13 protein-coding genes are annotated in these 12,532 nt (G+C 38.9%); 4 read left to right on the forward strand and 9 right to left on the reverse strand.

The features are described 5' to 3' along the window. Positions 1 to 11: 11 nt before the first annotated feature. On the forward strand, positions 12 to 1,289 hold the full coding sequence (locus tag ILA26_RS03825) for a DEAD/DEAH box helicase (protein ID WP_292894234.1): 1,278 nt from the start codon (positions 12 to 14) through the stop codon (positions 1,287 to 1,289). Here the strand turns inward: ILA26_RS03825 and ILA26_RS03830 are convergent, their stop codons facing one another. The 5 genes from ILA26_RS03830 to ILA26_RS03850 are packed head-to-tail and all read right to left on the reverse strand — an operon-like array spanning position 1,290 to position 5,701. Then, positions 1,290 to 2,093 carry a winged helix-turn-helix transcriptional regulator gene (locus ILA26_RS03830; RefSeq protein ID WP_292894250.1) on the reverse strand — a complete coding sequence of 268 codons (804 nt, stop codon included), beginning with the start codon at positions 2,091 to 2,093 and terminating at the stop codon, positions 1,290 to 1,292. Between the two features lie 60 nt (positions 2,094 to 2,153). Further along, positions 2,154 to 3,563 carry a single-stranded-DNA-specific exonuclease RecJ gene (gene recJ / locus ILA26_RS03835; protein WP_292894252.1) on the reverse strand — a complete coding sequence of 470 codons (1,410 nt, stop codon included), beginning with the start codon at positions 3,561 to 3,563 and terminating at the stop codon, positions 2,154 to 2,156. Between the two features lie 2 nt (positions 3,564 to 3,565). Then, positions 3,566 to 3,835, reverse strand: a complete 270-nt coding sequence (locus ILA26_RS03840) for a signal recognition particle subunit SRP19/SEC65 family protein (protein ID WP_292894235.1) — start codon at positions 3,833 to 3,835, stop codon at positions 3,566 to 3,568. A gap of 4 nt (positions 3,836 to 3,839) precedes the next feature. Then, positions 3,840 to 4,934 carry a UDP-galactopyranose mutase gene (glf, locus tag ILA26_RS03845; RefSeq protein WP_292894236.1) on the reverse strand — a complete coding sequence of 365 codons (1,095 nt, stop codon included), beginning with the start codon at positions 4,932 to 4,934 and terminating at the stop codon, positions 3,840 to 3,842. Between the two features lie 5 nt (positions 4,935 to 4,939). After that, positions 4,940 to 5,701, reverse strand: coding sequence for a uroporphyrinogen-III synthase (locus ILA26_RS03850; protein ID WP_292894238.1), 762 nt, complete (start codon positions 5,699 to 5,701; stop codon positions 4,940 to 4,942). 128 nt (positions 5,702 to 5,829) lie between these two features. Between ILA26_RS03850 and ILA26_RS03855 the strand changes: the two genes are divergently transcribed. Together ILA26_RS03855 and ILA26_RS03860 are read left to right on the forward strand one after the other, a co-directional pair. Continuing rightward, entirely contained in the window at positions 5,830 to 6,288 is a 459-nt protein-coding gene (locus tag ILA26_RS03855; RefSeq protein ID WP_292894240.1) for a flavodoxin, read from the forward strand. After that, entirely contained in the window at positions 6,285 to 6,800 is a 516-nt protein-coding gene (locus ILA26_RS03860) for a flavodoxin family protein (RefSeq protein WP_292894254.1), read from the forward strand. Before ILA26_RS03855 ends, ILA26_RS03860 begins: the two co-directional genes overlap by 4 nt. Before the next feature lie 42 nt (positions 6,801 to 6,842). Here the strand turns inward: ILA26_RS03860 and ILA26_RS03865 are convergent, their stop codons facing one another. The 3 genes from ILA26_RS03865 to ILA26_RS03875 form a co-directional block, all read right to left on the reverse strand. Then, positions 6,843 to 8,408, reverse strand: coding sequence for a hypothetical protein (locus ILA26_RS03865; protein ID WP_292894242.1), 1,566 nt, complete (start codon positions 8,406 to 8,408; stop codon positions 6,843 to 6,845). Positions 8,409 to 8,541: 133 nt separating this feature from the next. Then, a complete protein-coding gene (locus ILA26_RS03870) occupies positions 8,542 to 8,871 on the reverse strand; it encodes a hypothetical protein (RefSeq protein ID WP_292894244.1) in 330 nt (109 codons plus the stop codon). Positions 8,872 to 9,324: 453 nt separating this feature from the next. Next, entirely contained in the window at positions 9,325 to 10,323 is a 999-nt protein-coding gene (locus ILA26_RS03875) for an acyltransferase (protein ID WP_292894245.1), read from the reverse strand. Positions 10,324 to 10,458: 135 nt separating this feature from the next. Between ILA26_RS03875 and metK the strand changes: the two genes are divergently transcribed. Beyond that, on the forward strand, positions 10,459 to 11,634 hold the full coding sequence (gene metK / locus ILA26_RS03880) for a methionine adenosyltransferase (RefSeq protein ID WP_292894246.1): 1,176 nt from the start codon (positions 10,459 to 10,461) through the stop codon (positions 11,632 to 11,634). A gap of 259 nt (positions 11,635 to 11,893) precedes the next feature. Here the strand turns inward: metK and ILA26_RS03885 are convergent, their stop codons facing one another. Then, on the reverse strand, positions 11,894 to 12,382 hold the full coding sequence (locus tag ILA26_RS03885) for a hypothetical protein (protein ID WP_292894248.1): 489 nt from the start codon (positions 12,380 to 12,382) through the stop codon (positions 11,894 to 11,896). Between the last annotated feature and the right edge of the window lie 150 nt (positions 12,383 to 12,532).

The following is a 12,532-nucleotide window of genomic DNA, read 5'->3' on the forward strand; positions in this document are numbered from 1 at the left end:
ATATTAATGTAATGAATTTCAGTGATTTAGATATTTCAGAGGAAATAAAAGGTGCAATAGGTGAGATGGGATTTGATAAGCTGACTCCCATTCAGGAATTGACATTGCCTCACACTTTAGGGGGCATTGACTTGATAGGTCAGGCACAAACCGGCTCTGGAAAGACTATTGCTTTTGGAATTCCTGTTGTTGAGAAGGTCTTCATACCGGACAAGTCTCCGCAGGCAATTATACTGTGCCCAACAAGGGAGTTGTGCATGCAGGTTGCAAGCGAGATTGAAAAGCTTGCATCCAAAATCAAGAAGTTCAAGGTCCTTGCAGTTTATGGGGGCCAGCCGATTGGAAAGCAGACACGGGTCTTGAAGAAAGGAGTACACGTTGTTGTCGGAACTCCTGGACGTGTTATAGACCATATCGAGAGAGGAAACCTTGATTTGATTGGAGTTGAGAGAGTGGTATTGGACGAGGCCGATGAGATGCTTGAAATGGGTTTTCGTGAGGACATTGAAACAATACTTAAAAACACTCCTCATCAAAGACAGACATTGCTTTTTTCCGCTACAATACCTTCAGAAATTACTCAAATAGCTCAAAAATATCAAAAGAATCCTAAGTTCATCAAGGTGTCCGATAAAAGGGAGAACATTCCAAAAATCACCCAATATGCATTCAAGTGCAAAATCAAGGACAAGTTCGATGCATTGACCAGGGTAATCGATGCATATAATGTAAATCTTGCCTTGATATTCTGCAACACCAAGAAAAGTGTCGATTATGTGGCGAAGCACTTGAAAAAACTTGACTTTTCAGTGGACAGCCTTCATGGGGACATGACTCAAAAGACAAGGGATAAGGTGATGAACAAGTTCAAGAACGGCAACATTGACATACTGGTTGCAACTGATGTGGCCGCACGGGGCCTTGATATCGAAAACGTTGATGTCATAGTCAATTATGACGTTCCCCAAAACCATGACGACTATGTTCATCGTATTGGAAGAACCGCAAGGGCTGGAAAAACAGGCTTTGCATTCATGCTCGTTTCAAGGGATGAGATTTCCCGGTTCAACAATATCAGAAAGGCGAACAATACCAAAATCATTGAAAAGGAGTTGCCCACGCCTGAAAAGGTAGAGTATATTAAGAACAAAAGGATTTTGGATAATGCATTAAGGCTTTCAAAGAATGAGAATCTTGACGGTTACGTAAATGTAATAAAAGAAAATTCCTCTGCTGAGGATTATTTAAAAATAGCTGCTTGTTTTTTAAAGATGATGAGGGAAAAATAATTATTTTCCACCATCTATAATATTAAATTTGATTTTTTCGCTTTCAAGTTCACGGGTAAATGCCTTGCTCATGTCGCCTACACAGATTGCGATAACGTGTAATCCTTTACGAGCTGCATTTGCACATGCTTGAGGAGCGGCATATTCGATATCGATTGTTAATCCAAGTTTTTGAACGACTGCACGTGAAACGGTACCTGCCACTGCAACTTTGTCAAATGGCTCGCCGCTGTTTGTTCCTTTATCGTAAACGTTTTTAATAAGGTCCATATCACATTTTTTGGATCCTCCGTCCTTGATGGTTGGAACATTGACAACAGTTACCTCACCGACTTTCATGTCAATGATGCCTGTTAAGTTTGTAAGAGCAACATCCATATTCGCTTCTGCATCATCCAATACAACACCTGTTGCATTTTCTTCTTTCTTGTGAGCGTAAAGAACACCGTCTTCCATGTATAATCCGACAATGTCGTCTTTTTTAAGTTCTTCTTCTGCAATAGCTGGCCAGATGGTCTTGTAATGATTCATGGTTTCAAGAACTGAATCAGAGTATTTTCTTAAGCTTATTGCGTCTTTTTTAACTTTATCTATTCCGCTTTGGGTGATTTTGTATGGGGATCTTCCGTCTTTTGAAGTTATGTAGCCTAGTTCAGTAAGTGTCTTGATGTTTTCTGAAACAGCCTGGATTGTAATCCCGAGTTTTTTAGCCAAATCTTTTTGTTTGAGGTGTGGGTCTTGTTTTGATATTTCACTTAATATTTGGAAATGTGTTAATGCACCTCTTTTTTTAAATGCCTTCATCATTTTCATTCCTCAATTGTAATTGATTAAATATTATTTTTATCTTTATAGTATATATATTTAATTTTTAAGTTTACCATTAAGTTCATTGTTGAAAATGTCAAGGAATTCTTCTTTTTTCTCAATAGGGATGTATGCACCGCAAGCCATTGAATGGCCTCCTCCTGTGCCTCCGACTTCTCCCGCCACCTTACGGATTATGTTACCGAAATGTATTCCGTCGTAGGATAGGAGCCTAGAACATCTGAGGGAAACTTTCAATCCGTCACTTTCTGTTTGGGTGAATCCTATTATTGGTTTTTTCCAATTGCAGTATCCAAGTATCATTCCGGTTATGGTACCGACTATTTCTGGTTTGATGCCTGTTCCGTCGAAGTATTGAAGGTTTTCGAGTTCAATTATACTTGACTCTCCATTCTCTGTAACTTTTTCAATGGACTGTGCCAGATTTCTTCTGTGGTCACGGCTAACAACTTCCAGCTGGTCAAGTGCAACAAAACGATCTCCTTTAAGAACTTCCATAGCTATCTTTTCCTCATGGTTCCTTCCGCACGCGTTCATCGCTGTTGAAAATTCAGATGCGTCATGCAGGAAACTTGCGGGATCCTCCTGAAGGAAGGTGTAGGAGTCCCCAAGAATCAGTCTAGGGATGTATTGGACGTATTCACTTGGAACCACCTTTGCAATGGAGCCTGAGAGGTAATTGTAAAGCTTTCCTTTCTCGGCCATTGTAAGTTCGTTCAGGGTCTTTCTGTTGTGCTTTTCATCAATTCCAAGTTCTTCAAGAACTGCCATTGTCTCATTTGTGTTGTTGGTGATAGGAAGCTTGACGTCACTGAAGTAGGACAGCGCTATGAAAAGTGGACGTGTGTTTCTTCCATAGATGTTTATGTCGTTTTTTGAAAGCTCAAGATATCCTCCGTCAATTGCATCCTGCTGGATTAGTTCATTCAATCCTTCAAAATGACCTGTCCTTGTGTTCTGCATGTCGCCTATTGCTGATAAAAGTCCAATCCAGCTCAAGTCATCGTATCCATATTCCCTTGCAAGGAAATAGCACAATCCTCCTCCGCAAACGTAATATGAACCGTCAATTCCATGATGGTGAGGATTGATTTCAAGATATGTGTAGTCCTTGTCGTTTCCATAATCAAGGTCCCTTAATGGAGGGTGGTGGTCCAGTATGATGATTTTCTGGCCTTTCTTGGCTTTTCCATCCACTCTTTGACCTGAACCCAAGTCTGAAAATATTGTAAGCTCATGGTCAAGCTCAATGTCGTCCAAAACGTCAAGGTTGACGAATTCGATTTCATGTTCATTATTCTGTCTGTCCAGTATGGTTGAAAGTATTGCGCCTGAACAAATTCCGTCACAGTCGATGTGGGAGTACACTTTGATGTCCTCCGCTGAGGCGATGATTTGCTGCGCTTCACGGTATTGTTCAAGCATTTGTTGTGGTATTTGCATAATAATCAGTTTCTCATCTTTTTAATTTCTAAGCTAATTTCACGTATAAGTTCCAATTTTGTTCCTTCCCATTCTACAAGCACCCTTCCGGATTTTTCATACCATTTTCCAGGGTATGAGAATTCCTTCTGAACGTTGTGAGGGAGGTTAAGTCTTTTGAGTGCCCTTTCAATATCATTGATTGTAGGGTCCTTTACGGAGTCCTCCAATGATATCTTACGGCCTTCGTTCAATGATAAGTTTCTGTTCATGTATTGTGGCCAAATTGTAATCATTTAATCACCTAATTTCATTTTCAAATATTTCCAATGCGTCTTTTACAACCAAATCCATGTTGTAGTACTTGTATCGGGCAAGTCTTCCCGCAAAGATGACATCTTCCTCTTTTTCCATTTCCGCCTCGTACAGCTTGAACTTGTCAAGGTATTCCTGGGTCGGGTAAGGGTAGCATTTCTCGCCGTTGAATCCAGGATATTCCTTCATGATTGCGGTCTTGCCTTCAACGTCCTGCATTGTGAGTTTCTTGAACTCGGTTATACGGGTGAAATATGGATGGTTTGGATAGTTTACAACACCGACCTCCTGATATGAGTCCTCGTCAAGGATTTCATATACGAAGTTCAGGCATCTGTAAAGTAGCTCTCCATATTTGTAATCGTAAAAGTAATCGATAGGACCTGTGTAAATCAATTTCTCATAGTTTATCTTGTGGATGTAATCCTTGTAGTCTGACTTGAGGCCCACATGGATATTGTCTGACTTTATCATGTTCTCGCACATCTTGGTGAACCCTTCCTTAGGCATTCCCTGATATGGGTCGTCAAAGTATCGTGTGTCATGGTTGAACCTGAATGGAATTCTGGAAATAACTGACGGGCTCAGGTTTGCCGCTGAAGTTCCCCACTGCTTTTCTGTGTAGTTCTTGAAAAGCTTCTCGTAAATGTCCCTTCCTGCATTTTTCAAGACAACGTCCTCTGAGGATTTGACCTCATCAATGTCTTCCTTGTGATCGTCAATCCAATCCCTCATGGAATCCTCATCGAGGTCAAGGCCATAGAGCTGGTTCAATGTGTCTATGCAGATTGGCATTGGGACAAGCTTTCCGTCCACATTGCTCAATACCCTGTGCTCATAGTCGATCCATTCTGTAAACTGTGACAGGTAATCGTGAACCTTCTTCTCTTTGGTATGGTAAATGTGAGGGCCGTATTTTTGAATCAAGAGGCCGTCCTGATAAAAGTCATAGACGTTTCCTGCGATGTGGTTGCGCTTTTCTATAACCAGTACTTTTTCATCCAATTCATTTGCAATTCTTTCAGCTAGTGTAAGGCCGGATAGTCCCGCTCCGACAATAACGTATTTGTAATCAGCCATTAATATCACTCGTTTAGCTTTTTGAATAATAGTTCCATCATGTCCGGAACTGTGTATGTGTCAGGGTAAATGTAGGAAATGCCATACTTTTCCAAAACTCTTGCGGTAATCGGACCTATGCTGACGGTCAAAAGATTGTCATTTAAAAGTTCAGCCAGCTTCTGCTTGTCGTCAGCTATCTTGAAGAAGTTTTCAACGGTCAATGGGCTTGTGAATGTAATCGCATCAATTTCGTTGTTTTCGATTTTTGAAATCAGTTCCTTGACCTTCTCGTCATCCATTGGGAAAAGTGACTTGTATGCTTCAGCAAGAATGACTGTGTTTCCAAGTTCCTCGAGTCCTTCAGGCAATGTTGACCTTGCGGATGCGGTTCTTGGAATTCCTATTGTCTGGCCGGTTATTCCACGTTTTGAGAATTCCTCAACCAGTCCTTCAGCTGTAAAATCATCAGGCATAAGGTCAACTTCAACCCCTTGCTTTTCGGCCAGTTTTCCGGTCTTGTTTCCGATAACTGCCAGCTTGCAGTCAAGGCTTTCGATGAATCCTGGATAAAACTTGTTCAGAGAAACTATGGTTGTCGGGGATGTGAAGACTATCCAGTCAAGCTCATCCTTTCTTGCCACCAGTTCCTTTAGGGATTCGGTGTTTACAGGCTTCAAGTCCAGTGTTGGAGCCAGAAACGCTTCACCGCCTAATTCTTCAACAATTTCACAGGCTTTTTTCGCTCTGTCAATAGGTCTTGTAATTGCAACGACAGGTTTTGACATTTTTTATTACCCTCATTAATTTATTAATGTAATATATTATCTTTCAGGTTGTTTATATTGTTTTTTAAAATTGTTGCGAATGTAAACAGTTATATATTAGGAAATCCTATCTTAAACCAGGTGATAGAATGAGTAATGTTTTAGTTGCATATTTCTCCGCAAGCGGAGTCACAAAGAATGTTGCAGAAAAGATTGCGAATGAAAATGGATACGACTTGTTTGAAATCAAGCCTGTTGAGCCATACACTGCTGCAGACCTTGACTACATGGACAAGCAATCCAGATCAACCATTGAAATGAACGACAAGTCCTTCAGGCCACCTATTGCAGAGACATGTGATGTGAGCGGATACGACACTGTCGTAATCGGATTTCCTGTATGGTGGTACACCGCACCTACAATCATCAACACATTCATCGAAAGCGTTGACTTGACTGGCAAGACCATCAAGGCGTTCTGCACATCAGGAGGAACAGGAATCGACGGATGTGTAAGTGACTTGCAGGACAGCTACCCTGAACTCAACTTTTCAAAAGGAATGAGGTTCATGGGTAATGTCAGCGGTGCAAAGGATTGGATAGAATGAGCAAAAAGGTTGTTGTAATCAGTTCTTCCCCAAGAAAAGGACAAAATTCCGACACATTATGTGATGAGTTTGTAAATGGTGCTATTGATGCGGGCCATGATGCGGTCAAATACTTTTTGGAAGACATTGAATTTTCTTCCTGCAAGGCATGCTACGCCTGCAAGACTCCAGAGATGAAATGCATTCAGGATGATGGCATTGCGCCAATCTTAAAGGACTTGCTTGAAGCGGATGTAGTCGTTTATGCCACACCCGTATACTACTATGAGATGTGCGGAACCCTTAAGATGTTCTTTGACAGATGTTATCCTGTATTCAGGCATTTGGAAAATCAGGATTACTACATCATAATGGCTGCAGGAAGCTCTTGCGGCGATGCATTGATAGGTATTGAAAGCTTCATTGGATTTTCTAAAAATCCTACCATTAAAGAAGTCTTTGAAGTCTTTGGAAATGCCAAATCTCAAAATGATGTATTAGAAAAAGTTTATGAAGCAGGTAAAAACTGCTAAAATATTAAAATGAGGAAAATTAAATTTCCTCAATCTATTTTTTTAACCGTTAAATGGGTTTGAACTGTTGTATTTTTGACCGTCAACGGTTAGTGAATAGTCACCATATTCAATGTTTCCGGTTAGTTCTAAGGATGATACAGCACTGTCGCCGGTCAGGGTCCAAGTTGAACCGTCAGCCACATTTACTGTGGTGTTTCCGGTTGAATTTATTGCACCCTTGAATTCTGTGTTTTTCATGGTCCAGTTGAGGCTGCTTATTTCATCAACAATAACGTTTCCATTGATTTTTTCATTATTTGTGTTCAATTCGCATGCTCCACCGTTGGTTCCATTGTTTCCCCATTGGTTTTGGCTGGATGATTCCAGGAACACATTGCTTCCGAAGCTCAATTCGGTATTGTCCAGATTGATTACGCAAGCAGTGTTGGTAATGTGGAACATAGGTGCTGTTGAATATACTGATGAGTCCTCAGCTATTGACAATTTTGAGTCTTTTGCATCAAATAATGAGGTTCCGACATCTGCGTCTCCGCTCATGCTTTGGTAGATGAACACTCCGCCCAAATCAACATATTCTGAACCGTCCTGCCTGTTGCCCTCTGCATAACCGGTAAGGTCACAGTTTTCCAGACTTATTGAGTTCTTACCTTCGATACATGCAATCTGTGAAACGAATGAGGTACCTTGGGTGTTTTTGGCAGTGATGTTTCCTGTTGAATAAATCAATGGTGATCCTCTGCCGCTTTGCTTGTCCACACCGGTGTTTATGATGGAGTTTTCAACATGAACCTCTCCTTCGCCTCTGTCGGTTGCAAGAGCTGCACAACTTTGTCCGTTGGTGTTGATTTCAACATTGTTTGCAGTAATCTTTCCGTTATATGTTGCATCAAGCCCTCTTGACTTGTCGCTGTATGTTGTGATTTTGACATTGTTGACGGTAGCTTCAGTGTTTCCGCTCACATCGCTGGCACCTGATGGGTCTGCCCCACCGTTTCCTCCAGCTTCAGGAGCTTCTCCACTGCCTTCTCCGCTTGGCATTTCAGGAGGTTGTCCTCCGTCTCCACCTTCTTGAGAACCTTCTCCGCTTGGCATTTCAGGAGGTTGGCCTCCGTCTCCACCACCGTTTCCGGTCGCTTCTGGAGATTGTCCTCCTTCAGAACCGCCTTGTGAGGAATTGCTGGTGCTCGCTTCACCGTTTGTTACAAAAATTCCGTTTGATCCTTTGGAATTTGTAATTATTTCAACGTTTGAAATGTCAAGTGTACCGTTTGTATTCACTAAAACTCCAGAGTTCACTCCATAAAAGTCAGCGTCGTCTCCAGAGGTTTGTGTGTCTCCTGTCTTGTTAACGATAGAGTTTTTTAAGGTTAACTTACCGTTATTTGTGACAAGAATTGTATTTAAATCGCTTGTATCAGTAAAAAATAGTCCTTTTTCTTTGCTTTCATCACTGGCGTTGACAACTAGGTTTCCCATATCTTCAAGTGCATTTGCATCAACATTGACCGAAGCACTTTGTGTGGTGCCAATATTTGTCAAGGCAAACGCGCCTACGCCTATTATTGCAACGACTGCAATGAGTGCAATTATCACCTTTCTGTTCATAAGAGTAATAACTCGCATGTAATATTTAAATATTGTTATAGGATGTTCAAAAAATAGATTAATTGATGAATTGTTTTAAAAATATGGTGGTGAGGTTTGTTGGGCGATGATAGCTCGCCCATATTAAGATAAATCAGTGTATTGCACGGACTTCACAGCGTATTCCGTAATAGTTTTTAACTGCATAAGCAGTTCCGTGATATACAGAACCGTATCTGGTTAGTTTAACGTATTTTCCATTGGAGTAACCTGGATGGTAACTTCCATGTTTTCTAAAAAATTTATAGTGCTTTTTAGCTTGTTTTTTCATTTTTTTCCATTTATGGTTTTTGATTTTCCATTTATATCCATCTGAGCTTTTAAATTTTTTTGCAGATACGGGTTCTGAGCATGCAACGGATAATGTCATTCCGATTACAAATATGACGAGCACTGCAATTAAAATTTTAGTTGTTCTTTGCATGTTTAATCTCCTTGAGTTTTTTGAGAAATTTTTATTAGGTAATTTAAGATTTGTATTGGGATGTATATAAAATATTACTATTTGGTAAGATTTTTCAAAAAAATAATTAAGGTATATCCTTTTTTTTCAATTAAAAATACAATTTTTATTTATATAATATTAGTATTATAATACATAGTTAATATATAAAAGGTTATGTATTAGAATACATAACTAACTTATAAAAGATTATGTATTGCAATACATAATAAGATATGTTTCTACTTCCATATACATTATTTCAGAAATTTGGAACATTTTACTTGTTAATATATTAAATTAAAGGATAATTATACTTTTTGTTTGAAATAAAAGCAATATTCCAGTGTAAAAGCAATTTTTCGGTTTGTTGTTTTTTTTTTTATGAATAATTCTTTCAAAAAAATAAGTTAAAAAAATAAGATTGTGGAGCGTTTAGACTCCACTGATTGTTTTCACATATGGGATTTTGCTTAGGATGTACGGCAACAGCCATGACAGGAATATCGTAAGCGCAAACATCACCGGAAACATCAAATGGGTGTGGGGATTGTGGTATGAAAGGAACTTGGTCACAATCACGTGGGAGAAGTACATTCCATAGCTGCAGACGCTCAGGGATATTATCGCATTGCCGATGAAATTGTTCTTGATTGAGTTGAACTTGCCCATTTTGTCCAAATACTTGACAAATAAAAACACTCCTGTTCCCATAAAGATTATAGGCACGTTTTGGTAAATCATGCTTACTGCTGCGCTTTTGTTGTAGTCCAGATAAACGAATGCGGCAAGTGAAACCAAAAGCATTGCAAAGCCTAAAATGCATACCTTGCCGTTGCTCATGTTGAACTTCTTGGTTGAAAGCCAGTATCCGAGAATCGGATATCCGAGATATCCGGCAAACATGTTCAAATCAAAGTATTGCCATAATGGGTATGCGTTGAAGGTTCTAAGAATCATTGTGAAGAACCAGATTGCCAGGAAGTACTTTATTCCCTTCTCTCCATATTCCTTGATGAACACGTTTATGACAGGAATGAACAGATAGATTCCAATAAGTGTCCAGAAATACCATGTTATTGAAGGCTCCCCTATGAACACCTTCCAAAGGAATGACGGATAGTAATGATAGGCATACAGCTGGCCCAGAATCAGGATGATCCAGAAGATGAATGGATATATGATTCTTGCAAAACGCTTCTTGAGGAATTGTCCCAAATCGGGATAGTCCCTGTTTAAAAGCAGAGCGCCGCTGATCATTAAAAAAATCGGAACCCCGATTCTTCCAATGTCGTGGAATGTCATTTGGGCTATCACCTGTGTTGTGCTGGTCAGGGGCCCGAAGAACATGTCCACATGGCAAATTATAACCGCAATGATAGCGAATGCCCTCAGTGCATCATAATAAAAAATTCTCTCTTTTTTTGTTTTCATGGTAATTGTTTTGTTTTGGGGTGTAAATATAGTTAGGTATTTAAATATGATTTGATACAAATATTAAATTAGTATATAATGATTATTGCATATTACAAATGAGATTTTTGTAACATTAATGCTAATGGTGATATAATGAGTGAAGTATATAGAACATTTACATCAGAATCTGTAACTCAAGGACACCCGGATAAAGTTGCTGATATAGTGTCTGATGCAATATTGGATGCATATATGGCAGGCGATAAAGAGTCCCACGTTGCATGTGAAACTTGTGTGACAACAGATTTTGCTATGGTATTCGGTGAAATCACTTCTAACACTGATTTATCTAAGGAAGATATTGAAAAGATCATAAGGGACACAATAATTGAAATCGGATATGACAAGCCGGAATTGAAATTCGATGGTCACTCTTGTAAAGTTGATAATAAACTCCATGCTCAATCCCAAGACATCAACCAAGGTGTAGACAGGGGAGATGAAGAAACCGGAGCAGGAGATCAAGGTATGATGTTCGGTTTTGCAACCAATGAAACTGAATCATTGATGCCATTCCCTATCGATTTAGCTCGTAAGTTAACAAATAAATTGACTGAATTAAGAGAAAGCGGAGAATTGCCATACTTAAGACCTGACGGTAAGGCACAAGTTTCAGTCAACTATGACAAGGACGGAAATGTACTTTCACTTGATGCAGTGGTATTGTCCACCCAGCATGACGAGTCAATGTCCGACAATCAAGAGCAATTGCACGAAGACATAAAAGAAAAGCTCTTCAAGGCTGTAATTCCTGAAGGATTAATCACTGAAGACACTAAAATTCACATCAACCCTACAGGTAAGTTCGAAATCGGTGGACCTCACGGTGACGCTGGATTGACCGGACGTAAGATTATCGTAGACACCTACGGAGGATATGCAAGACACGGTGGAGGAGCATTCTCCGGAAAAGACTGCACAAAAGTGGACAGAAGTGCATGTTACATGGCAAGATACGTTGCTAAAAACATCGTTGCAAGCGGTCTTGCTGAAAAATGTGAAATTCAAGTGTCCTACGCAATCGGTGTTGCTGAACCTACCTCAGTGATGGTTGACACCTTCGGAACCGGTGCTGACATCGGGGACATGACCTTTGAGGAAATTGTGCGTGAAAACTTCAAGTTGACTCCTGACGGAATCATTGAAACCTTAGGATTACGCGACACTACCTACAAGCAAACCGCAAAATACGGTCACTTCGGTATTGAAGGTCTTCCTTGGGAGAAAACCGATAAGGCTGAAGACTTGAAAAAATACATCAAAAACTAAAAAGATAATGAAACTTGCTTTGAAAGTAAGTTTCTAAACAACTTTTTTTATTTAAAATTAAGATTTTTTTTAATAAATTGTATGCTTTTTTTGGATGTAGATATAATTATTATTATCGAGGTTTTTCACATTTTTAATATATTTTGTTAAGTGTTTTAGAAATAAAATTTGATTTAAATGAAAATTTATTGAGGTATTAAATAAAAAAGAAAATAATAGCTTAAATTAAGCTATTAGAAAGTCGCCAATTACATTTTTGTCATTGTCTTGAATTTTTAGGGAATGGATTGAAATTATATTTCTCTACATGTATCTTATGATCTCCATAACGAGAATCGTGGATTGCTGCTATATACACTGGTTTTTTAACTGTTTTTGGTACTTTGTAATATTCCCATGTAATTTCCCCATCGGAATAGTATTTTGTTTTTGATTTGATATATTTTGATTTATATCCTACTTTTTTATAAGGGTTCCATGATTTGCTTTTATACATATATCCATCTGAATCAACCCATGTTTCATATGTTTTCACTTTTTTAGTAACCCATTTTGTTTTTTTAACAGTTTTGACTTTTTTACTCACATGTGTTTGGTCTTTTGTTTTCAATTTTTTATATTGTTTATCGGATACAGTTAGTTTATATTTGCCTTTTTTGAAAGTATGGCTTGCAGAGGCAGCTCCCATTACCATACCTATGCAGAAAATACATATTATTGTAATTACAAGTATTTTTTTAGTATTCATAGTATCTCCTTTAACATTATTGTGCAAGAATTCTCCGGCTTCTTTAAGCCGGGAGATGAATTGCACTTTTAAGAGGGGTGTTGTATTTTTAGAATTTTTTTGCAAAATAAAAAAATATACTGTATTACTTTCCAAATGCTCTTAGATAAA

The sequence above is a fragment of the Methanobrevibacter sp. genome (assembly GCF_017940815.1).
Lineage (GTDB): Archaea > Methanobacteriota > Methanobacteria > Methanobacteriales > Methanobacteriaceae > Methanocatella.